Source organism: Arthrobacter sp. A5 (genome assembly GCF_051131705.1).
Taxonomy (GTDB): domain Bacteria; phylum Actinomycetota; class Actinomycetes; order Actinomycetales; family Micrococcaceae; genus Arthrobacter_M.
In genome coordinates this window covers 2,945,161-2,967,788 of the sequence record NZ_CP180316.1, presented here as the reverse complement: position 1 = coordinate 2,967,788, position 22,628 = coordinate 2,945,161, and the positions used below count along the sequence as shown (strand labels likewise).

Here is a 22,628-nt window from a genome sequence, read left to right as displayed (position 1 = left end):
CACACGTGCCCATCGTTCTTCTACGCCCACCGCCGCCGTCGGCGCTGCCGACCGCCCCCCGCCTGCCGTTTCGTGCAGGGCTGCACCGGTCGGATCGACTTCCGCCCACCGGCCGGAATTCCGGGCAGGAGGGATGCACTGATGGAATGGCTGCTCGTACTGGCAGGTCTGATGCTGATCCTTGGCACTGGCTTCTTTGTCGCCGTCGAATTTTCCCTGCTGGCGCTGGACCAGTCCACGGTGCAGCGCGCCATTGACCGGGGAGACCACGCGGCGGTTCCGCTGCTGCATTGTCTGAAATCCCTCTCCACCCAGCTCTCCAGCTGTCAGCTGGGCATTACGCTGACCACACTGCTGACCGGCTTTGTCATGGAGCCCTCCGTCGGTGCCCTGCTGAGCGGGCCGCTGAACGCCGTCGGCCTTCCACCCGACGTGACGCAGCCCGTGGCGCTGACCGCGGCGATGATTCTGGCCACCCTGCTGTCGATGCTGATCGGCGAACTGGTGCCCAAGAACATGGCCATTTCACGCTCCTTTGAGATCGGCCGGGCGGTAGCCCGCCCGCAGCTGGTCTTCACCGCCATCTTTAAACCGGCCATCTTGCTGCTCAACAGTTTCTCCAACCGGGTGCTGCACCTTTTTGGGCTCGAAGCAAAAGAGGAAATCTCCGGCGCCCGTTCCCCTGCCGAACTCGCGTCGCTGGTGCGCCGATCCGCGGATATGGGCACTCTTGACGCCGGGACGGCTAACTTCGTGGCGCGGACGTTGAAGTTCGCGGACCGGACGGCAGCTGACGTGATGACGCCGCGGATCCGGGTGGTGAGCATCGAGGCGGATCAGTCCGTGGCGGACATCGTGGAAGCCGCCCGCCGGACCGGCCATTCCCGCTTCCCCATCATCCGCGATTCGCCGGATGATGTCCGCGGCGTGGTGCACGTCAAAAAAGCCATCGCGGTACCGTCCGGCAAGCGCGCGCAGCTGCAGGCCGGCGCGATCATGACGGACGTGCTGCGGGTGCCGGAAACCATTCATCTGGATGCGCTGCTGACCGAACTCCGGGAAGGCAACCTCCAGCTGGCCGTTGTGCTGGATGAATACGGCGGCACCGCCGGGGTGACCACGCTGGAGGACCTGGTGGAGGAAATTGTCGGCGAGGTCTCCGACGAGCACGACCGGACCAAGCCTGGGGTGCTGCAGAGTGCCGCCGGGGAATGGTTCTTCCCGGGTCTGATGCGCCCGGACGAGGTGTCGGAGCAGGTGCCCGGGCTGAGTGTACCGGACGAATCGAGCTACGAAACGGTGGGCGGCTTCGTGATGGCGGAGCTGGGCCGGATCCCGCTGGTCGGGGACCTCGTCGACGTCGGCGGGGGACGGCTGGAAGTCGAACGGATGGACCGGCGCCGGATTGACCGGATCCGCTTTATCCCCACCCCGGTTCCCGACGACGAGCGGGATACCGTCGGCGACGCCGATGTGCACAGGGCCGATCTGCACAGCCGAGGGGGTGCGTCGTGAACGATTGGGCCGGAATCCTCTGGCTGGTCGTGCTGCTGCTGGGCAACGCGTTTTTTGTGGGCGCCGAATTTGCCATCATGTCCGCCCGCCGCAGCCAGATCGAGCCCCGCGCCGAGGCGGGGTCCGCCCGGGCCAGAACCACGCTGGCGGCGATGGAGAATGTCTCCTTGATGCTGGCCTGCTCGCAGCTGGGCATTACCGTCTGTTCGCTGCTGATCCTGAATGTCTCCGAACCGGCGATTCACCACCTGTTGGCTGGACCGCTGCATGCGCTGGGGATCCCGGACGAGGTTGCTGCACCCGCCTCGTTTGTGCTGGCGCTGCTGGTGGTCACCTTCCTGCATGTGACCTTCGGCGAAATGATCCCGAAGAACATTTCCGTGTCCGTGGCGGACAGGGCAGCACTGCTGCTGGCCCCCCCGCTGGTCGTCATCGGCAAGGCGGTGAAACCGGTGATTCACTCCTTGAACTGGATGGCCAACCACATTGTTCGGTTGTTCCGGATCGAGCCCAAGGACGAGGTCACCTCAAGCTTCACGCTGGAGGAAGTGCAGTCAATCGTGCAGGAGTCCACGCGGAGGGGGCTGGTCGATGACCAGACCGGGCTGATCAACGGTGCGCTGGAATTTTCCGCCCAAACGGCGGGCAGTATCATGGTGCCGCGCGATGACTTGGTCAGTCTGCAGACGACGGCGACGCCGGTGGACTTTGAGCGCGCGGTGCGCCGGACCGGGTTTTCCCGGTTTGTGCTCGCGGATGAGACGGGCAATCTGACGGGTTACATGCACGTCAAGGACGTCATCTCGATTCCGCAGGAAAGTTACCAGTTGCCGTTCGCGGAAAGTCGGGTCCGTTCCCTGGTCAATCTGGGCATGGAGGACGAGATCGAGGATGCGTTGGCCACGATGCAGCGCACCGGCTCGCACTTGGCCCGGGTGATCTCACCCGACGGCGGGACCAGGGGAGTGCTGTTCCTGGAGGATGTGATCGAACAGCTGGTGGGCGAAATCCGCGACGCGACGCAGGCCACCGGAGTGCGTCGGCTGGGTGGCCGCGGGGAGGGCGAGGACTGAGCTGCCGGAACGGGGACGGTCAGTTGGCGGTGCAATCCGGGCAGAGCCCGTAGATTTCCACGGTGTGCTGGACCGCGGTAAAGCCGTGCGCCTGGGCAGTGCTGGCGGCCCAGCTTTCCACCGCCGGAGCCTCGATCTCAACGGCCTTGCCGCAGTTCCGGCAGAGCAGGTGGTGATGGTGCGAAGCCACCGAACAGCGGCGGTACACTGTCTCGCCGTCGGTATTCCGCAGCGCGTCAACGAGTCCGCCTTCCGCCATCGACTGCACGATCCGGTAGACCGTTGCCAGCGAGACCGGGAGACCGTCGTTCCGCAGCACCCGATGCAGCTCCTGGGTGCTGACGAAGTCATCGAGCCTGTCCAGCGCAGAGCTGACCGCCAGCCTTTGCTTGGTCACGCGCTGTTCCCTGCCGGGCCCGGCCTGGTCCTTTCCGGGGGCGCCGGAGCCGGCCGCTAGGGACGTTGTTTCCTCGGACATGGCTGCTGCTCGCTTTCTGGCAGGGTTTTCCGTCCCACCGCTCCAGATTATCAGTGCCGCCGACCGGTCTCCTGGTGCCTGCTTGCGGGCGGACGTAGGCTGATGCCATGAAGCTGACAAAGTACACGCATGCCTGTGTCCGGCTGGAAAAAGACGGCCATGTGCTGGTGATTGATCCGGGAATCTTTTCGGAAACAGAAGCCGCTCTGGCCGGTGCCGACGCAATCCTGGTCACCCACGAGCACCCGGATCATCTCGACTCCGAGGCCGTGGCATCGGCGCTGGCTGCCAACACGGACTTGGTGGTCCACGCCCCCGCGGGCGTCGCCGCAGCCCTCCGGAAGACTGCGCCCGAGGCGGCGGACCAAGTGAACGACGTTGAACCCGGCTCGGCCTTTTCAGCGGCGGAGTTCGCGATTAGAAGCTTTGGCAGCCAGCACGCGCTGATCCACCCCCAGGTTCCCGTCGTGGCGAACATCGGCTTCCTGGTGGATGGGACTGTCTACCACCCGGGGGATTCCTTCATCGTGCCCGACGGCGTCCAAGTACAGACGCTGCTTGTTCCCATCCATGCCCCGTGGTCCAAGACCGCCGAGGTCATTGACTTCGTGATCTCCGTGCGGGCGCCGAAGGCTTTCCAGATCCACGACGCACTGCTCAACGAGCAGGGACTTAGCTTCTCCGAGGGGCACGTGGCCCGGATCGGGGCCAACTACGGCACCGACTTCCGACATCTCGCGCCGGGTGAAAGCGTCCAGCTCTGACCATCTAAGGTGCGCGCGATGGGGCCAAAACCGGGAATCACCCCCCACTATGGGCACCTCTGTAGCAGACACATCAAAGTTCCAGGTCAGCGACTTTGCCCGACGGGGGACCCCCCCAACGGTACGTCGACACCTCCCGGTATGGCCGGATCTGACGAGTCGATGGATTTCGCGTTCGTTGGATGCGGCGAGTTGCACCCGAACTTTCCTGCTGCGCGGATAGACGAGCGGGTTCCGTCAGCGTGGGGGCGGACGCGTACTCCGGACCGGTGGACAGTCGGCATGCCGCGTCGCCGAGTTGTGCACGTAGGATTGGGGCTCCCATGGCACGTCCGATGATTACAACTAAGCTGTACGTCCCGAAGCTGCGACGTGGTCTTGTGGCACGCCCAAGACTCAGTGTGCGTCTTCGGCGCGGAGCTGAGTCTAGACTGACGCTGTTGTCTGCCCCGGCCGGGTTCGGCAAGACGACGCTCCTCGCCGAGTGGCTGGGTGAGACACCTGGCGAAGACCGTTGCGTTGCGTGGCTCTCGCTCGACCCGGCGGACAACGAGCCTGCGTCGTTCTGGGCCTATGTCGTGACCGCGCTCCAAACGGCGGTGCGCAGCGTCGGCTCGACTGCGCTGGGACTCATCGCGACCTCCCCTTCGCCGACCGTTCTTGTGCTCACTACCGTGTTGAATGAGCTCGCCGCGGCACCGAAGGATGTTTGGCTGGTGCTCGACGATTACCACTTGGTCGACGGTCACGATGTCGGCGACGGGATGGTCTTCCTGCTGGAACATCTTCGGCCTCACGCGCACGTCGTGATCAGCTCGCTGCGCTCTCGCTCCAGGGGCGCGACGACGTCGCCGGCTTCATCGCCCGGTTCGCCGGGAATGACCGGTACGTCGTCGATTACTTGGTTGAGGAGGTGCTCCAGCACCAACCGGACCCGGTTCGCGGTTTCCTCTTGCACTCGGCGGTTCTCGACCGGCTGACGGGGCCGCTCTGTGATGCCGTGACCGGTCGTGACGACGGGAGTTGGCGCCATCCAGTTCTCCTCTGGCCTCCGTCGCCGCCAGCCGAACTGGCACCGTTCGGCCGGACGCGTCCTGGTGATGCTGGGCTTGGCGGTGGCGTTCTCGGCACTGTGGATGACACAGTTCTACCCCCGCCAGCCCGGCACCGGCGCGCTGCTCTACGTGCTCAGGCTCGCATTCGGTTCGGGTATGGCCGCGAGCATCATCCTCGGCTTCGCTGCGATCCGCCGCGGCAATATCGCCCGCCGCCGGGCATGGATGACACGCGCCTACGCGCTGGCGCTTGGCGCCGGCACCCAGGCGTTCACGCAAGGCATCGGGAACGCGGTCTTCGGCGCCAGCAAACTCACCACCACGCTCATGCTGGGCGCCGGCTGGGCCATAAACCTCACCGTCGGGGAGCACATCACCCATCGGCACAGCAGCAGCCGAACCAGCAGGGCGACGGCGGAGGTTGGGTTCCCAGGACCCAGCCGCCCAACCGACAGACGTCGAGGACCTGATCGAATCGACCCGCTTCGAGCTGGCTCCGCGGATCGGTGTCCCATCCGGCTGCCCTCCGATCCCGGCGGTTTTCGCAGCCCGGTTTTGAACCGTTTGCCAGCGCCATCGCTGAGGTAGTCTCCGCCCGCTGCGAGCAGATGGAAGCCCAGGAGGAGCGGCCCGCCCGCTCCGGAGCGCGGCCGGCGGCCTTTGCTCTGCTCTTCGAGCAGGAGCACGACGACGACGGCATGCCCACCGCCGGATGGTTCCCTGGAGGCAGCGGAAGGCGGTTACCGGGTATTCACCCCTGCCTACCGACCAGCAGCGCCATGCCAACGATCTGGTGCGTCACGAGCAGCTGCGGGAATAACGGCAGCGCCTGGATGATGACATCAGGCGGCAGGGGATCACAATGTTTCCCGGTTGGCCCGCGCACTGGATGCCCTGCTCTCGACCGGCGTCGCGGATGGCTGGGACAGCGGGGCCGAGGAGGGACACATCGACGGCAGTATCCTGGCCCGGCTTGTCACCTCGCCCGGGGAGCGCCGAGTGTTCAGGACCGGAAGAACCGCGGCGCGGACCGAAGCCACGCTGACGTTCCTGGTTGACTGCTCCGGGTCCATGATGGAACACAGCGGCGCGGTAGCCGTCTTGGTGGACGTCTTCGCCCGCGCCCTGGAACTGGCTGGGGCGCGCTGTGGCGGCGGGCGCGCCCTTCAATTGCCGGGCTGCTGAAGCAGAGTCTGTTCCGGGAAGGGGTCGACGGCGAGGCCGTGGACTGGGCGTGCGCACGGCAGTCCGATGGATGGTGCCACGGCGCTGACCAACGATGACCGGTATCTGGAACACCACCTGCTCGATGTCGTGGCCGGGCAGGAAGCCAGCGGCGGCGCAGAGATCTTCGGGCTGGGGGTCGGCCTGGATCTAAGTCCTTACTACCGGCGGAATCTTTGACTGGATCTTTCCGGCGGGACCACGAGCGCCGTCGCCGGGCAGGTGCTCGCCATGCTGGGCTGCTCGGCGCTAAAAGTTATACATGACTTCGGGCTTCGCTGTTCTCAGGCGGCCACCGGGAGACGCGTACCCGCAGCAGCTACCTGTTCCGCGGCCTCCAGGGGAGAGAGCAGCAGATTGTACTGGGTGTCCGTCAGCTGCAGCGGGTAGGTGATGGCCAGCTCCGCCAAGAGCAGGGCGGCCACCATGTAGTAGGTTCCCGCGATGCCGCCCATGCTCTCCACGACCATCGCCCTGATGCGGTTAGCGTCAACCAGATGGGCACGGTCAACCAGCGCGAGCCGTGCGCTCATGTGTTCGACATGGCGCTGGGCTTCCCTGTCCGTTAAAGCCAAGGCGTGCAGCTGCTCGGGCGCCCAGGTGCGGCCGACAATCCGTCCAGGCTCGATCGCTTCCCCCGTAGTCAGTGTCGGGGGCTTAGGGGTGGCTGTGGCCATTGTCTCTAACCGTTCCTTCAGTAGGGAATCTGCTTGAATCCAAGTGACATTGCATTAACGTGATGCGGGTCACTGTGCTGTCAATACTGTGACATGAACAGGTGTTCAAGTCAACCGTCTGAGATGAAGATGTTGAAACTTTTCCATGGCCCAAGCAATAGTCTTAGGGAAGCGTCCCTGTCTGGCCGAGACCGGGAGACCGGAGAGCGAGCTGTGCGGGTATCCGCAGAAGGCACATTATTGCTTTCGCAATAAAGAAGAGCCCATGGACGCGGCCGCCGACAGTGGCATGACGAGCAGGTCGAAGAGGAAACTGTCGCGAAACGGGAGCGGCCCACCGACGCCAATGCACGGTGGGTGGAACGTGGTGGTGGAGGCCGCCGTCGAGCCTGACACAGAGCACGCGCGCCCTTGATGGCCGCGGCCCGGTTGGCCTGTGGCCCGTCGAAGATAGCTTTGGCTGGCAAGGCGCGACAGCCGAACAGATCATCGTTCCCTTTGGCGCGCGTATCTACGAGATCGACGGCCCTGAAGCATGCGCAGAGTTGGATCGGCGCTACCCTCTGGAAGTCACGGCATCCCGTCGGCACGACTGGTACCGGACCACGGGGCGGGACGGCTGCTGGGCGACCGTGCCCGCCGGCTGGAACCCGGACCAGACCTACTGGCTCCGGGATATCCCACGCAACGAGTCATCCTCTCAAACATGGAAATACGACCAGCAAGAGCAGGCCTGGGAATTGTTCAAAGCCCGCCAGGGTTCGTGAGGGACGGTGCTTGTGGTGCCGTGAGCGTCGATCCGCGGCTTGGCGGCCACCGCGATCTCCCGCAGGTTTGGTTCTGCCGACCAAAGTGGGGACGGCCTCGCCGCCGGAGGAATCGTGCGTGATTAGTCTGCTCCGAGGTCCAACTCGGACGACGAGCGATCGGGGTTCATTTGGCGCTCCTTCGGATGAAGCCGGTTAGGCTTCCCAGCGGCCGGTCGCGAAGAGCCGCTCGATCGTCGCGGCGTGCGCGCCGGGCTCCAGGCCCTTTTCCGCCAGCCACGCCGGATCGTTATAGCTGCCCGCATACCTGTCGCCGCCGTCACACATCAGGGAAACCACGCTGCCGCGCTCGCCGTCAGCGATCATCTGCGCAATGAGCTGCCAGACACCCCACAGATTGGTCCCTGTGGAGGGCCCGGCGTGCAGGCCGCTGAGACGGCGAAGGTGCTGCATGGCCGCAACCGACGCCGCATCCGGCACCTGGATCATGTGGTCAATCACCGAGGGAATGAAGCTGGGCTCCATCCGGGAGCGGCCGATGCCCTCGATGCGGGACGGCATGCCGGTGGTGTGCCCGGTGTCGCCGGTCTTCCACGCGGGGTAGAACGCGGAATTTTCCGGATCCACCACGGCGAGCGTTGTCGCGTGGCGGGTGTAGCGCAGGTACCGGCCGATGGTGGCGCTGGTGCCGCCGGTGCCGGCGCCGACGACGATCCAGCGGGGGGCCGGGTACTCTTCCATGGCCAGCTGGCCGAAGATGGACTCGGCAATGTTGTTGTTGCCGCGCCAATCGGTGGCCCGCTCGGCGTAGGTGAACTGGTCCATATAGTGACCGCCGCATTCAGCGGCGAGCCGGCCGGCGACGTCGTACACCTGATCTGAACGGTCGACAAAATGGCACCGGCCGCCGGACCGCTCGATCAGGGCGATTTTTTCCGTGCTGGTGGTGCGCGTCATGACTGCGATAAACGGCAGTCCCAGCATCCGGGCGAAGTACGCCTCGGAGACCGCGGTGCTACCGGAGCTGGCCTCTACGATGGTGGTGCCCTGCGTGATCCAGCCGTTCACCAGGCCGAACAGGAAAAGGGAGCGGGCCAGCCGGTGTTTGAGGCTGCCGGAATGATGGGTTGACTCGTCCTTGAGGTAGAGCCGCACGCCCCAGTCCTCCGGCAGTGGGACGGCGTAGAGATGGGTGTCGGCCGAGCGGTTGTTTTCGGCCATGATCAGGCGCAGGGCGTCGTCCGCCCAGGCGCGTGCGGAGACGCTGCTGGCTGTGTGCATAGACGCCAGCGTAACGTACTGGGGCGGCGCGGATAGAGTGGTTCAATGCTGCGAATCAGGGTCTACCGCGACGGCCGTGCCACCGATGAAAAGGTCCCGTTGGACCAGCTGGGCCGGCTGGCAAAGGACCCGGACGCAACGGTCTGGATCGATCTGGATTCGCCGGATCCGGAAACCATCGAGGCGCTGCGGGACCAGCTGGGTTTCCATAAGCTGGCGGTCGAGGATGTGCTGGGGACGCGGCAGCGGCCCAAGCTGGAAACGTATGGCGATCATTTCTTCCTGACTGCCTATGTCACGGCTGTGGGAGAAGCACCCAACGCACGCGCCGGCGGGCGGACCGGCGGTGGTGCTGGTAGGGCCGACGGCGGCGGTATAGGCGGGGCCGACGGCGCCAGTAGGGGAGGCGGCAGCGGTGGTTTGGCGGGGGAGCAGGTCGGGGGTGTGGACCAGGAGCAGAACCCGGTGCGAAACGGGGACGTCGGCCCTGCGGAGTCGGCAGTGGACGGCGGCCCGGAGGAGTCCGGGGCGTTGCTGGATCCCCGGCTGCGCAGCACCGAGGTTTCGGCCTTCATCACCGACAGCGTGGTGGTGGTGGTCCCCGGCGGCAGTGGTTTTGACGCGGACGAGGTGCTGCGTCGGGCGGAGGAGAACGCGGACATCTGTCACCGCGGATCGGGATTCCTGGTCTACAGTCTGCTGGACTATCTGGTGGACCGGCAGCTGGAGGCCGCCGAGGCGCTGGATGCCTGCGCCGATGATCTGGGGTCGCTGCTGTTTGCCCACCGGCCGCAGGATGTCCAGCTGCGCAGTTTCCGTTTGCATAAGGAGCTGACCAGCCTGCGCCGGGTGCTGATTCCGATGCGTGAGGTCCTCAGTGCCGTGCTCCGGCACCAATCCGCGCCGCAGCCGGGGCTGGCCCCGCCGAACGCCGAGCTGCTCCCCTATTTCCAGGACGTCTACGACCATGTGCTCCGGGCCGTGGACTGGACTGAATCCGCCCGGGATATGGTCAATAACGTGCTGCAGACGTTCCTGACCATTCAGGGCAACAATATGAACGTGATCATGAAAAAGGTGACCAGCTGGGCAGCCATTATTGCCGTGCCCACGGCGATCACCGGTTTTTACGGCATGAACGTGCCCTATCCCGGCGTCGGCACGCAGTGGGGTGCGGTGCTGGCAGCCGTCCTGATGGCGCTGCTGTCGGTCGGGCTGTATGCAATTTTCAAACGGAAGAACTGGCTCTGACGGCCGACCGGAGGATCCATGTTCCGCCGGCCGCGGCCGGCGTGGAACCGTCAGGGCCGCGGGCAGCTGGTCACGGAGCCGCCCCCGCGCAGCGGGTTTCGGACATTCACCGGCGTACGGAGCACAACCGAATCGAAGGAGAGGCGATGACAACGCTGATCGAGGTATCCGCGCTGCAGGAAAGGATGGATGTGGGCCTGCGGACGGTGCTGCTGGACGTCCGCTGGGCCTTGGGCGATCCCGACGGCCGCGCGGATTACCTCCGCGTACACATCCCGGGGGCGGTGTACGTGGATCTGGAAGCCGACCTGTCCGGGCCGGGGAGCCCGCAGCAGGGCAGGCATCCGCTCCCCGAACCGCGCGCTTTCGCGGAGTCGGCGCGGCGCTGGGGGATCAGTGACGGCGACACCGTGGTGGCGTACGACGACGGCGGCAGCACCTCCGCGGCGCGGCTCTGGTGGCTGCTGCGGGACGCCGGTTTTGACCGGGTCTTGCTGTTGAACGGCGGGTTGGGCGCGTGGCGCGCTGCCGGATGCCCGCTCGCCACCGACGACGAGCAGCCCGCTGCCGGCGACGTCGTCCTGTCCTCCGGCCGGATGCCCGTGGTGGGCATGGGGGCAAGGGGTTTCAAGGATGTCGCGGAGTGGGCGGCCACCGGGATCCTGCTCGATGCCCGCGCCGGCGAGCGGTACCGTGGCGAAACCGAGCCGGTGGACCCGCGGGCCGGCCATATTCCGGGAGCCGTGAGCGCGCCGACGTCGCAGAACCTGTCCGCGGACCGGCGTTTCCTCCCGGCCGAAGAATTGGCTGCGCGGTTCGCCGCTCTGGGGGTGACGGCAGCGGCTCCCATTGCCGTGTACTGCGGTTCGGGAGTCACTGCAGCGCACGAGATCGCGGCGCTGGAAATTGCCGGCATTCGCGCCGCGCTTTTCCCCGGGTCCTGGTCCGCCTGGTCCAGCCACGCCGGGCTGCCCGTCGCCACCGGGGCCGAACCCGGTGGGCGCCGACATGCCGGATGAGGCCTTCGACCGGATGGTTGCAGCCGATCTGAAGTACCGTTTGTCATACACTTCGACCCTCTAAGGACGCATCATGGCAACACTGTTCAGCCGGATCATCGCCGGCGAGATTCCCGGACGCTTTGTCTGGAAGGACGATGACCTGGTGGCGTTTCTGACCATCGGGCCTCTTACCGACGGGCACACCCTGGTGGTGCCGCGGGAGGAAATCGACCGCTGGACAGACGCGCCTGCGCCGTTGTTGGCCCGGCTCACCGCCGTGGCGCAGACGATCGGCCAGGCACAGGTTCAGGCCTTCGGGGCGGACCGTGCCGGACTGGTCATCGCCGGATTCGAAGTGGAGCACCTGCACGTCCACATTTTCCCGGCGTACTCGATGGCGGACTTCGATTTCAGCCGGGTGGACAACGCTCCGGACCCGGCCGTTATGGACGTCAATGCGCAGAAGCTTCGGGCGGCGCTCCGGAATGCCGGACACGGGGAGTTCGTTCCGGAAGGCTGACCGAACCCCAGGACCGTGCGGGGCGGAAATCAGGGCAAGTTCGGCTGATACTTCGAAGCTGCATGTTCCCGCAGGTACTGCCGCAGAAGCGGGACGGCGAAGTCCAGCCTGCAGGACGGTCGCGCCCAACCGTCGTCGGGCCTTCTCTACGTCTTCGGAGACGGCTGTGTCAGTGAGAGTTCCGTTTTTGCTCAGCCGCCAAATGTGGTAGCCAACAAGCTGGATGAGAAACGGATAATCCCCGGTGGTTTCGGCAGCACGATCGAGCTGATCATCACGGATCGTCACCCCTGTGTCGCTAAAGGTCGTTGCAAGCGCATCGCGGACATCAGGACTGGGGACGTCCCGCAGGTCGACCTGATCGGCGCGCCGGAGGAATGTAGAAACATCCTCGTTTAGAAGGTCAGATACGGCTTTGGGGATGCCGGCCATAACCAGGCTGATCGGCAGGTCCTCCCGGATCAGGTGCTGCACGACGACGGCCAGCTCCGTCAGTTCTTGCCGATCGACCGCGTGAATCTCGTCGATGGTTATGAGTAGCCCCGTCCCGTGTTCAGCCAGATGCCTGAGCAGGTCGGAGGCCAGTTCCCGCCAAGCGACCTGCCGCTCAGGTGGGAGTTGCGCTGTAACTCCAAAGCCAGCGGCCAGGAAGCCTGTGATTCGGGCCGAGGGCGGTCCATCTCCGAGCTCTTCCAGATGCGGCCGCATGGCAGCGGCCAATCGGCCCATCAGTCCCCTGGTCGCCGTCTCGGAAATGACGACCCATGCCTCGTCACGTGCCGCTTCCTCGGCCTCAGTCAGCATGACTGTTTCGTCGGCACCAGCCCTCGCGGCAATTGTCGGGACTGTGCTGGATCTAACCGGGGAACCGGGTCCACAACCGCGGCCCGGGGAAATCTTCGGCCTCCGCCGGGATGGCGGTTCCGGCGTCCGCCCTGTGCACGTCCGCGCAGCGGAAACCGGTCCGCTCGGCCACTCGCTCGCTGGCATGGTTGCCGATTTGCGTCCACAAGGCCACGTACGGCGCACCGGCGGAGAGCGCCCAGGCGGTAAGGGCATTTACGGCGGCCGTCGCGGTGCCTTGCCCGCGGCCGGCGGGAAGCAGCGCATAGAAGATTTCGGGAGCGTCGTCGCTGTTTTTGAGCCCTGCCGTTCCCACTGCAGTACCGTCATGTTCCAGCACGTACCGGGCGCTGATGCCGGCGGCGGCGGACTCCTGTGCACGAACAACTCGGGCCTGGGCCTGTTCCATGGTGAGGTGCGCCGGATAATACGTCCAGGTCACCACATCGGCACATTCGGAGAGCGCCTGTTCCAGCTGTGAATCTGTCATTAGTGCATCGTTCAGCAGTGCATCTGTCAACTGCCTAGCCTCGTACCCGAGCCGCCGCAGCAGCACCGGACCGGCGTCCAGGACAGTAGGCGGCAGCTTAATCTGCACGCGCGGCGTCGTCACGCCGGCGCCAAGACCTTGTTTAATGCCGTCCGGATGCGCTTTTCGGAGACCGGATAGGCCGTGCCGAGCTCGACGGCGAACAGGCTCACCCGGAGCTCTTCGATCATCCAGCGGATGTGTACAAGGGCGGCGTCCGGCCGCTGATTGCGGCCGGGCACCGAGGCCGACACGGCGTCGTCGTGCTCATCTTCCAAGCGCTGGATTACGGCCATATTCAACCCGTCGCGCTGGACGTTGGTGGGAAGTTTTTCCAGCCGGCGTTCAATGGCGCTCAGATAGCGCGGGAGCATGGCCAGTTGGGCATACCCGGTGCGCGCCACGAAGCCGGGATAAAGCAGCAGCTCCAGCTGGGCCTTGATGTCGTTGAGCGCGGAAATCAGGGCCAGGCTGGTGGTGCCCTTGAGCTGCTTTTCGATCCGGCGCGTACTGGCCAGAATGCGTTCGACGACGGCGGTAACGGTGAAGACCGTATCGATCAGTTCCGCGCGGACCACCTCGTAGAGGGCATCGAATTCCGCAGACGACCAGGGGAGTGACTCCGGTGTCAGTTTGTCCACGGCGGCCAGCGTGCAGTCCGCTATGAGCGAGGACACGCTGCCGTGCGGGTTCTGGCTGAAGGTGAGCTTCTCGTTGTTGCTCAGATGCTCCAGCACGTACCGGTCGGGGGAGGGGACGCGAAGGGCCAGCAGTTTGATGACGCCGCCTCGCATGGCGACGAGCTGCTCCGGCTCGGTCTGGAAAATCCGCAGGCCAACGCTGGCTCCTTCATCAACCAGGGCAGGGTAGCCCGTGACGGTGTGGCCGGCGACCAGCCGCTTGACGTCCCGGTTGAGCGTGCCGACGGACCATTCGGTCAGCCCGGAGCGCTCCTGGACAGCTGCCCCGTTGGCGGTTGCCCCGTTGGCGGTTGACCCGTTGGCGGAGGCCGCCCCGTTGGCGGAGCCAGGTCCTTCGGCACCTTCATTTCCACGCGCGCGTTCGACGTTCGCCCGCTGACCGGCACCGGTGGCACCGCCGCGGGCGGCGCCGGCGCGGGCCGGACCTGACGGGCTGGATCCGCGGCTGTCGCCTGATCCGGGGCCGCGCGTTGTCTTCGGTGTCGCCCCGAGGGATTCCGCGATGGCGCGCCGGGTGGCGCCGGCCAGCTCGTCCTGCAGCCGGGCCAGATCAGTACCTTCGCCGAGGATCCGGCCGTTGCGGTCCACCACCTGGAAGGTCATCCGCAGATGCACCGGAACGGCGTCCCAGTTCCATGATCCCGGTGGAATGACGTGTCCCTTGAGCCGGCGCAAGGCCAGTTCCAGGGAGGGCTCCAGGGTGTCTGTGGCCGGGTCGAAGTCCGCGGTGAGCGCAGCGGTGGCGGCTCGTGCAACGTCCGGCGCCGGGATGAAATTCTTCCTGATCTGTTTGGGCAGGGACTTGATCAACGCCGTGACCAGTTCCGCTCGGAGGCCGGGAATCTGCCAGCGGAAAGGTGCCTCGGTGAGCTGGTTCAGGAACAAAACCGGTACCTGGGCGGTCACGCCGTCGGAAGGATTGGGGGCCGAGCCGGGAGCAGTGGGATGGAACTCGTAGGAGAGCGGGAATTCGAAACCGTCCTGCCGCCAGACCTTGGGGAAGGCCGCCTCGTCAAGGCCGGCGGCGTCGTCGGCCATCAGCACGTCAGGATCGAAGTCCAGCAGCGTGGGATGATCCTGCCGCGTGGCTTTCCACCACTTGTCAAAGTGCCGCTCGGAGACCACCTCGGACCCGACGCGCTCATCATAGAAGGCGAAGAGCGTCTCGTCGTCCACGCGCAGGTCCCGGCGGCGCATCCGCGTTTCCAGCTCTTCGACCTCGGCCAGCAGCGCCTGATTTCGATGGAAGAACTTATGATGCGTGTTCCAATCCCCCTCCACCAGCGCATGACGGATGAACAGCTCCCGGCTGAGTTCGGCATCGATGCGGCCGTAGTTGATCCGGCGCTGCGGGACGATCGGGACGCCGTAGAGCGTCACCTTCTCGTACGCCATTACGGAGCCCATTTTCTTAGACCAGTGCGGCTCGCTGAAGCTGCGCTTGACTAAATCAGGTGCCACCTGCTCGGCCCAGAGCGGGTCAAACTTTGCGGCAACGCGGGCCCACAGACGTGAGGTTTCCACCAGCTCGGCAGCCATCACCCAGTCCGGGGACTTCTTGAACAGCGCGGAGCCAGGGAAGATGGCGAAACGGGAGCCGCGGGCGCCGGCGTATTCGCGTTTGCGCGGATCGTAGAGACCTATGTGGCTGAGCAATCCGGCCAGCAGGCTGATGTGGATTTCGGTGTGCTGTCCCACGGCGTCCACCTCACCCGGGGCCAGCGCAATCCCGAGAGGTTTGGCCAGCTGGCGCAATTGGGCGAAGAGATCCTGCCATTCGCGGACGCGCAGGAAATTAATGAACTCGGCCTTACAAAGCCGGCGGAAGGCTGTGGAGGAAAGCTCCTCCTGCTTCGCCTGCAGATACCGCCAGAGGTTCAGAAAACCCGTGAAGTCGGAGATTTCGTCGGTAAACCGCTTGTGCTTTTCAGCAGCCAGCTGCTGCTTTCCACTCTCGGCCTGCGGGCGCTCCCGCGGATCCTGGATGGTCAGTGCGGCGGCGAGAATCATCACCTCGCGTGCACAGCCGCGCTTCCCGGCCTCCACAATCATCCGTCCCAGCCGGGGATCCACCGGCAGCTGGGCGAGCTGACGGCCGACGGCGGTAATGGCGCCCTGGGCGGTGACGGCGCCGAGCTCGCGCAACAAGGTGACGCCGTCGGCAATGGCCTTCGAATCCGGCGGCTCCACGAAGGGGAAATCCGCTACGTCCTTGGGGCCCTGGGCAACCCCCATGGAGGTCATCTGCAAAATGACCGCTGCGAGGTTGGTGCGCAAAATCTCCGGGTCGGTGAATTCGCGCCGGCTGGCGAAATCCTCCTCCGAGTACAGCCGGATGCAGATGCCGTCGGAAACACGGCCGCACCGGCCCGAACGCTGGTTCGCCGAGGCCTGCGAGACCTTTTCAATCGGCAGCCGCTGGACCTTGGTGCGGTGCGAATAGCGTGAGATCCGCGCCGTGCCGGGATCGATGACGTACTTAATGCCGGGGACCGTCAGGGAGGTTTCCGCCACGTTCGTGGCCAGCACAATCCGGCGTCGGGCCTTGGCGCCTTTCCCCGGCGTGAACACCGCATGCTGCTCGGCGAGGGAAAGGCGGGCAAAGAGCGGCAGGATCTCCGTCTCCCGCAACCCGGAGTTCAGCGGGGCTGATTTGGCCCGGCCGCGTAGAGCCTCGGCCGCATCGCGGATCTCGCGTTCGCCGGAAAAGAAAATCAGGACATCGCCCGGTGTCTCCTTGGCCAGTTCATCCACTGCGTCACAGACGGCGTCCAGCGGGTCGCGGTCCTCACTGTTGCCCTCATCGGTGGCGTCGCCGTCGTCGTCCTCCATCGCCGGACCGCTCAGCGGGCGGTACCGGATTTCCACCGGATACGTTCGCCCGGACACCTCGACGATCGGAGCCGGACCCGCCGCGGTGGCGAAGTGCGCCGCGAAGCGCTGCGGATCAATCGTGGCAGAGGTGATGACGACCTTCAGATCCGGCCGCTTGGGCAGAATCTGCTTAAGATAGCCCAGGATGAAATCGATGTTCAGGCTGCGCTCGTGCGCCTCGTCGATGATCAGGGTCGAATAACGGCGCAGCAGCCGGTCGCGCTGGATCTCCGCCAGCAGGATTCCATCCGTCATCAGCTTGATCTTCGTCTGCGGGCCGACATGGCCGGTGAATCGGACCTGAAAACCCACCTCGGCGCCCAATTCGACGTCGAGTTCGCTCGCGATCCGCTCCGCGACTGTCCGCGCGGCGAGCCGGCGAGGCTGCGTGTGGCCGATCAGGCCCTTCTCGGCAAGCCCCAGTTCCAGGCACATCTTGGGAATCTGGGTGGTCTTCCCGGATCCGGTTTCCCCGGCGATAATGGTGACCTGATTGGCAGCGATGGCGGCCATGAGATCCTCGCGGCGCTCCGAGACCGGCAGCTCGGGCGGGTACTGGATAGTCAAAGTCATTGTGCCTCCAGTTTATCGGCCGTCTCCGCCAATCGCTGACCCAGCCTCCGACCCAACTAAGTAGCAGATAGCGCATCCATTCCGCGTTTTGAGTGCCACAAGTGCGACCCAGTTGGGGCTGGGCGCGAAAAACCCCGCCGGTTCGGTGAACTGGCGGGGTCATTCTGACTGCGGACTTCTGTCGTGCCCTCGATAGGATTCGAACCTACGACCTTCCGCTCCGGAGGCGGACGCTCTATCCCCTGAGCTACGAAGGCAAGGTGACTGTGGGCCACCTGCGGGAACTGAATTAGTTTATCAGGTGCGGACGGTGCAAAGAAACGCGGACGACGGCGTCTCCCGAAGACGGGTGCAGCGGGGACGGCGGGGGCCGGAGATGGCGTGGGGAACGGACAGGAAGGGGAGACGTCCGGATCCCGGGTAACGTCTAGGGCGTGGTAAACAAAGGAATTCGCCCCCGCTGGCTGCTCGTGGCGGGGATATTGCTGGTCGCACTGACGCTTCGCACCGCCGTGACGGTTGTTCCACCCCTGGTCTCAACAATTGACCACGATCTGCCGCTGAATGGCTCGGTGATCGGCGTGCTGGGTATGCTGCCCACAGCTGCCTTCGCCGTGTTCGGTTTCCTGACACCGTATGTCATCAGATGGGCCAGCCTGGAGAGGCTGACAGTTATTGCCATGTTTGTCGCCATTGTCGGCCAGATCTGCCGGGTGCTGGTGCCCAACACTGGACTGTTTTTGCTTTTTTCCGTAATTGCCCTGGCCGGACTGGGCGCGGGAAACGTGCTGCTGCCGCCCCTGGTCAAGCAGTATTTTCCGGATCGGATCGGCCTGATGACGGCCCTATATGTCACCGTGTTGAGTGCGGGTACCGCTTTGCCCGCTCAGCTGGCCGTGCCGGTGGCGGACGCGGCGGGTTGGCAGTTTTCCCTGGCGCTCTGGGCCGGCGTCAATGTCATGGCTGCGGTGCCCTGGCTGGTCATGCTGATCGGGCACAAACCGAATCGAGTGCCGCCGGGTGCCGCCGTGGCTCCGGTTTCCCCGGAAGCGGCCTCCACCCGCCAGGGCAGCGCGACGGCGGTTAAGTCGGCCGCCATCGTCAGGGTGACCAAAATCCGTTCCTGGCGCTCGCCCCTGGCCATCGGCCTGACGCTGATGTTCGGCTGCACATCGCTGAACACGTATGCCATGTTCGCTTGGCTGCCGGGGATTTTGACCGACGCGGGGCTCGGCAGGGCGGAGGCTGGCAGTATGCTCGCTCTCTTCGCCGGCGTCGGCCTGCCGCTGAGCCTGCTGGTGCCGCTCGTTGCCTCACGAATGAAGAATCCGTTTCCGCTGGTACTAGTGTTTTTAGGCTGCTTTGTCGGCGGGTATCTCGGCCTGCTGCTGGCGCCCGCTACCGGGACCTGGCTGTGGGTCGTGTTGGCCGGCATGGGCCCGGGGACCTTCCCGCTGTCCTTGCTGCTGATCAACCACAGAACCAGAACCCGGGCCGGTGCCGGGGCTCTCTCCGGGTTCAGCCAAGGTGCCGGTTACGCGCTGGCGTGCACTGGACCGCTGTTCTTCGGCATGCTGCACGAAGGAACGGGGAGCTGGCTGGTTCCCTTTCTGTTTCTCTTCGGCACACTGTTACTGCTGGTCAGCGGGGCCTTTTTCGCCTGCAAGCCGCGGTACCTGGAGGACGAAGCAGTCCCTGTGGGCTGACCAGCGTTGTTAGCCTGTGTCCCCGGGACGCGTGAAAGCAGAACCCTTGAAGGCGTGGCGCCGCTGCCAGCCACGCCTGGAGCTCGTTACCTCGGATTGAAGTACGGCCACCGCGTCCGCGGCCAGCATCAGCCCGGCCGTACATTCTCCGCCGTACATTCGACATAGAGCAGACCCTTTGACACCGCCGCTGTCGAGGAGTTCCATGCTCTTTGGTAACTCTCGGACCCAGGCTCGTTGACCAGCACAGGCAGGAATGCTGATGTGTCCCAGTAGGTGATCACCGGCGCTGGTCAGTGACCAGACCGCTGATGCCCGACCGGTTATTAACGGGTCGGGTGCATCCCTTTGGGGGCATGGGTGAGCTGCGGGGCTGCTGGAATTTGCCGTGAATCCCGTGCCTGTCCCTGGATTCGATGCGGTGCCGTCGCGCCATCCGCAGGAACAGACGCGATTACGGGCGCCAGGACGGCCCACCCTATGATTGACAGGTGACTCCTGAAGAACTTTCTGCCGCCATTACCGTCTGCCTCAGAGCCGCCATCGACGCCGGTGACCTGACCGTCCCGACCGGAGCCGTCCCCGATGAGGTACGGGTGGAGCGCCCGAAGAGCCGTGAGCACGGCGATTGGGCCACCAGCATCGCCCTGCAGCTGGCCAAGCCGGCGGGTATTCCGCCGCGGAAGGTTGCCGAAATTCTCAGCACGCGGCTGGCGGACATCGCGGGCGTGGCCAAAGTGGAAATCGCCGGCCCCGGATTTCTGAACATCACGGTGGAAGCCGCCGCTGCCGGCGCCCTGGCGAAGGCCATCGTGGAGGCTGGGCACGACTACGGCGTGAACGATGCGCTGGCCGGCCACGTTATTAATATGGAGTTCGTCTCAGCTAACCCCACCGGTCCGCTGCACCTGGCGCATACCCGTTGGGCCGCCGTCGGCGATTCCATTGCCCGCGTGCTGGCAGCCAGCGGCGCGCAGGTGACCAAGGAGTACTACATCAATGATGCAGGCTCCCAGATGAATAATTTCGGCGCTTCCGTGCTGGCTTCCATCCAGGGAAAGCCGACGCCGGAGGGAGGCTACCCGGGCCGTTACATTGACGATCTGGCCAAGCAGGTGCTCACCGCCCATCCGGATATCCGCGAGCTGACCGACGAAGCGGCGCTGCCGGTGGTGCGCGCCGCCGCCTACCAGGCGCAGATGGCGGATATCCGGGAAACACTGGCAGATTTCGGGGTGGAATTCGACGTTTACTTTGCCGAGCAGAATCTGCACAATGGCGCCATCGAGGCGGCGGTGGACCGGCTGCGCGTCCAGGGCCACGTTTTTGACGAAGAGGGCGCGGTCTGGCTGCGCACTACGGATTTCGGCGACGACAAGGACAGGGTGCTGATTCGGGCCAACGGCGAGCCGACGTATTTCGCCGCCGATGCCGCGTATTACCTGTCGAAGAAGGACCGCGGCTTCACGGAGAAAATTTACCTGCTGGGCGCCGACCACCACGGATACATCGGCCGACTCAAGGCCATTGCGGCCTGTGCGGGGGATGATCCGGACGTCAACATTGAGGTGCTGATCGGGCAGATGGTCTCGGTCAACGGTGCGCGGCTGTCCAAGCGCGCCGGCAATATAGTGGAGCTGCGGGATCTGCTGGACTGGCTCGGCGCCGACGCGCTGCGTTACTCGCTGGGCCGCTCACCGGCCAATTCGCCGATGTCTCTGGAGCCCGAGGTGCTGCAGAAGAACACGAATGAAAATCCGGTCTTCTACGTCCAGTATGCGCACGCCCGCACGAGCGCGGTGGCGCGTAATGCCGGGGCTGCCGGGGTGCAGCGGACGGCGTTCGACGCCGGCGCACTGAACCATGCGACGGAGTCAGAGCTGTTGGCCCGGCTGGGCGCCTACCCGTCCGTCGTCGCCGACGCTGCGCGGTTCCGCGAGCCGCACCGCGTAGCCCGGCACCTGGAAGTCATTGCCGGTTCGTACCACCGCTGGTATGACGTCTGCCGCGTCGCGCCGGTGGGCGATGCGGAAATCACCGATATCAATTGCACGCGCCTGTGGCTCAATGACGCCACGGAGCAGGTGCTCGCCAATGGCCTGGGCCTGCTCGGTGTTTCGGCGCCGGAGCGGATGTAACCGGCCATGGCTGAGGGGATATCCGTGAATCCGGCAGTGCCAGTGCCGACAGCGCCTGATCCGACAGCGCCTGATCCGACAATGCCTGTGAATCGGGCATCGTCCGGGTCCGAGCTGGCGCCGGCTTGGCTGCCGTACCCGACTGACGTCAACGAGCTCACGCCGGTGATGTGGGCGCACGACGTCGTCCGGGGGTCTGATGGTCAGCTCACCGCGGCGGGGGTCACCGTGGCGGACCTGAAAAAGGAATTCGGGACGCCGCTCTTTGTGATCTCCGAGGCGGACTTCCGCCGGCGTGCCCGGGATTTCAAGGATTCCTTTGAGGCCGCCTTCGCGAACATCTGCGGCGGGGTGGACGTCTATTACGCGGGCAAGGCGTTCCTGAGCATCGAGATCGCCCGCTGGGTGGACAGCGAGGGCCTGCGCCTGGACACCTGCTCTGGCGGTGAGCTGGCCGTGGCGGCGCGCGCCGGGCTGAGCGGAAACAAGCTGGGCCTGCATGGCAATAACAAGTCCGACGCCGAGATCAACCGTGCGCTGGACATGAAGCTGGGTCGCATCGTGGTGGACAGCCTGCCCGAGCTGGAGCGGGTGGCGGCCATCGCCGGCGGACGCGGCGAGCGCGCGAAGGTGCTGCTGCGGCTGACCCCTGGAGTACACGCACATACGCACGAATTTATCGCCACCGCCCACGAGGACCAGAAGTTCGGCCTCTCCATGGCCGCAGATTCACCAGCATCTGACGTGCCCGGGACGGGGCGAAATTCGGGAATCGGCCCCACCGCGGCTGCCTCAGCTACACAAGGCCTGTCCGCTGCATGGGGTGGCCCCGAGGCAGTGAGCGCTGCGGAACAGGCCGTGGCGATGGCGGCAGCGGCTCCGGGTATCGAACTGCTCGGACTGCATTGCCACATCGGGTCGCAGATCTTTGAACCGGAAGGCTTTGAGCTTGCCGCAGAGCGGTTGCTGACCTTCCTGGCGCGCATGCAGAGCAAGTACGCCATCACATTGCCGGAGCTGGATCTGGGTGGCGGCTACGGAATCGCCTATACGGCAGCGGACACCCCGCGCCCGGCCGCCGAGATTGCACAGGCCATGGCCGCCGTCGTCCGTAAAACCTGCACGGCCCTCGGTATCACCGCCCCGCGGATCTCGATCGAACCGGGCCGCGCCATCGTGGGCAGCACCACCTTCACGCTGTACGAGGCGGGCACGCTGAAGACGGTTAACGTGGAAATGCCTGCCACTGCCCCTATTGATCAAGCTCAGGTTACGCGGCCAAGGCGTTATGTGTCGGTGGACGGCGGTATGAGCGATAACGCCCGACCGGTGCTCTACGACGCGGAATATTCGGCGGTGCTGGCCGGCCGCAGCTCGACGGCCGCGCCTGCACTGTCCCGAGTGGTGGGCAAACATTGCGAGAGCGGTGACATTGTTGTTAGAGATGTATATCTGCCCGATGACGTCGCAGCGGGGGATCTGCTCGCGGTTCCCGGGACGGGCGCGTACTGCTGGGCACTGGCCAGTAACTACAATTACGTTCCCCGGCCACCGGTGGTGGCGGTCCGGGACGGTGCCGCACGGCTGATAGTGCGCGGAGAAACAGAAGACGACTTACTGGCACGCGATTTAGGGGCCTAATACCTTGACGGAGCTCG

General features: G+C 65.2%; 19 protein-coding genes and 1 tRNA gene. 14 read left to right on the top strand and 6 right to left on the bottom strand.

Going from position 1 to position 22,628, the window contains the following annotated elements; genetic code table 11:
• Nucleotides 1-141 precede the first annotated feature (141 nt).
• Entirely contained in the window at nt 142-1,515 is a 1,374-nt protein-coding gene (locus ACLLJI_RS13975) for a hemolysin family protein (protein WP_434613283.1), read from the top strand.
• Nucleotides 1,512-2,588 carry a hemolysin family protein gene (locus ACLLJI_RS13970; RefSeq protein ID WP_434613280.1) on the top strand — a complete coding sequence of 359 codons (1,077 nt, stop codon included), beginning with the start codon at nt 1,512-1,514 and terminating at the stop codon, nt 2,586-2,588. The genes ACLLJI_RS13975 and ACLLJI_RS13970 overlap by 4 nt, the downstream gene beginning before the upstream one ends.
• 19 nt (nt 2,589-2,607) lie before the next feature.
• On the opposite strand, the gene ACLLJI_RS13965 is transcribed toward ACLLJI_RS13970, so the two are convergent.
• Complete coding sequence (locus tag ACLLJI_RS13965; protein WP_434613277.1) at nt 2,608-3,066, bottom strand: Fur family transcriptional regulator; 459 nt, start codon at nt 3,064-3,066, stop codon at nt 2,608-2,610.
• A gap of 107 nt (nt 3,067-3,173) precedes the next feature.
• On the opposite strand from ACLLJI_RS13965, the gene ACLLJI_RS13960 reads away from it, so the two are divergent.
• From ACLLJI_RS13960 to ACLLJI_RS13940, 5 genes are all read left to right on the top strand, one after another.
• On the top strand, nt 3,174-3,830 hold the full coding sequence (locus tag ACLLJI_RS13960; RefSeq protein WP_434613274.1) for an MBL fold metallo-hydrolase: 657 nt from the start codon (nt 3,174-3,176) through the stop codon (nt 3,828-3,830).
• Nucleotides 3,831-4,270: 440 nt separating this feature from the next.
• A complete protein-coding gene (locus tag ACLLJI_RS13955) occupies nt 4,271-4,810 on the top strand; it encodes a hypothetical protein (protein ID WP_434613271.1) in 540 nt (179 codons plus the stop codon).
• 30 nt (nt 4,811-4,840) lie between these two features.
• Complete coding sequence (locus ACLLJI_RS13950; RefSeq protein WP_434613268.1) at nt 4,841-5,473, top strand: DUF2306 domain-containing protein; 633 nt, start codon at nt 4,841-4,843, stop codon at nt 5,471-5,473.
• A 285-nt stretch (nt 5,474-5,758) separates the two neighbouring features.
• Complete coding sequence (locus ACLLJI_RS13945) at nt 5,759-6,070, top strand: hypothetical protein (protein WP_434613265.1); 312 nt, start codon at nt 5,759-5,761, stop codon at nt 6,068-6,070.
• Nucleotides 6,071-6,136: 66 nt separating this feature from the next.
• A complete protein-coding gene (locus tag ACLLJI_RS13940) occupies nt 6,137-6,289 on the top strand; it encodes a hypothetical protein (RefSeq protein ID WP_434613262.1) in 153 nt (50 codons plus the stop codon).
• A 104-nt stretch (nt 6,290-6,393) separates the two neighbouring features.
• Here the strand turns inward: ACLLJI_RS13940 and ACLLJI_RS13935 are convergent, their stop codons facing one another.
• Complete coding sequence (locus tag ACLLJI_RS13935) at nt 6,394-6,786, bottom strand: hypothetical protein (RefSeq protein WP_283561068.1); 393 nt, start codon at nt 6,784-6,786, stop codon at nt 6,394-6,396.
• Between the two features lie 353 nt (nt 6,787-7,139).
• Here ACLLJI_RS13935 and ACLLJI_RS13930 point away from each other — a divergent pair, with 353 nt between their 5' ends.
• On the top strand, nt 7,140-7,553 hold the full coding sequence (locus ACLLJI_RS13930) for a hypothetical protein (RefSeq protein ID WP_434613259.1): 414 nt from the start codon (nt 7,140-7,142) through the stop codon (nt 7,551-7,553).
• 195 nt (nt 7,554-7,748) lie between these two features.
• On the opposite strand, the gene ACLLJI_RS13925 is transcribed toward ACLLJI_RS13930, so the two are convergent.
• Nucleotides 7,749-8,834: a PLP-dependent cysteine synthase family protein gene (locus ACLLJI_RS13925; RefSeq protein ID WP_434613256.1), complete on the bottom strand. Its 1,086-nt coding sequence runs from the start codon at nt 8,832-8,834 to the stop codon at nt 7,749-7,751.
• A 45-nt stretch (nt 8,835-8,879) separates the two neighbouring features.
• On the opposite strand from ACLLJI_RS13925, the gene ACLLJI_RS13920 reads away from it, so the two are divergent.
• The 3 genes from ACLLJI_RS13920 to ACLLJI_RS13910 all read left to right on the top strand — a co-directional run bounded on the left by ACLLJI_RS13920 (nt 8,880) and on the right by ACLLJI_RS13910 (nt 11,606).
• Nucleotides 8,880-10,085, top strand: a complete 1,206-nt coding sequence (locus ACLLJI_RS13920; protein WP_434613253.1) for a magnesium transporter CorA family protein — start codon at nt 8,880-8,882, stop codon at nt 10,083-10,085.
• 146 nt (nt 10,086-10,231) lie between these two features.
• Entirely contained in the window at nt 10,232-11,104 is an 873-nt protein-coding gene (locus ACLLJI_RS13915) for a sulfurtransferase (protein ID WP_434613250.1), read from the top strand.
• Between the two features lie 73 nt (nt 11,105-11,177).
• Nucleotides 11,178-11,606: an HIT family protein gene (locus ACLLJI_RS13910; RefSeq protein WP_434613247.1), complete on the top strand. Its 429-nt coding sequence runs from the start codon at nt 11,178-11,180 to the stop codon at nt 11,604-11,606.
• A gap of 856 nt (nt 11,607-12,462) precedes the next feature.
• On the opposite strand, the gene ACLLJI_RS13905 is transcribed toward ACLLJI_RS13910, so the two are convergent.
• From ACLLJI_RS13905 to ACLLJI_RS13895, 3 genes are all read right to left on the bottom strand, one after another.
• The gene (locus ACLLJI_RS13905; RefSeq protein WP_434613244.1) at nt 12,463-12,939 is read right to left on the bottom strand and encodes a GNAT family N-acetyltransferase; all 477 of its coding nucleotides are present in this window, start codon (nt 12,937-12,939) and stop codon (nt 12,463-12,465) included.
• A 119-nt stretch (nt 12,940-13,058) separates the two neighbouring features.
• Complete coding sequence (hrpA, locus tag ACLLJI_RS13900; RefSeq protein WP_434613241.1) at nt 13,059-17,126, bottom strand: ATP-dependent RNA helicase HrpA; 4,068 nt, start codon at nt 17,124-17,126, stop codon at nt 13,059-13,061.
• 184 nt (nt 17,127-17,310) lie between these two features.
• A tRNA-Arg gene (locus ACLLJI_RS13895) sits at nt 17,311-17,383 on the bottom strand.
• 213 nt (nt 17,384-17,596) lie between these two features.
• Here ACLLJI_RS13895 and ACLLJI_RS13890 point away from each other — a divergent pair.
• The 3 genes from ACLLJI_RS13890 to ACLLJI_RS13880 all read left to right on the top strand — a co-directional run bounded on the left by ACLLJI_RS13890 (nt 17,597) and on the right by ACLLJI_RS13880 (nt 22,611).
• Complete coding sequence (locus tag ACLLJI_RS13890) at nt 17,597-18,832, top strand: MFS transporter (RefSeq protein ID WP_434613239.1); 1,236 nt, start codon at nt 17,597-17,599, stop codon at nt 18,830-18,832.
• A 491-nt stretch (nt 18,833-19,323) separates the two neighbouring features.
• Nucleotides 19,324-20,970 carry an arginine--tRNA ligase gene (argS, locus tag ACLLJI_RS13885; protein ID WP_434613236.1) on the top strand — a complete coding sequence of 549 codons (1,647 nt, stop codon included), beginning with the start codon at nt 19,324-19,326 and terminating at the stop codon, nt 20,968-20,970.
• A gap of 81 nt (nt 20,971-21,051) precedes the next feature.
• Nucleotides 21,052-22,611 carry a diaminopimelate decarboxylase family protein gene (locus tag ACLLJI_RS13880; protein ID WP_434613234.1) on the top strand — a complete coding sequence of 520 codons (1,560 nt, stop codon included), beginning with the start codon at nt 21,052-21,054 and terminating at the stop codon, nt 22,609-22,611.
• The last annotated feature ends 17 nt before the right edge of the window (nt 22,612-22,628 follow it).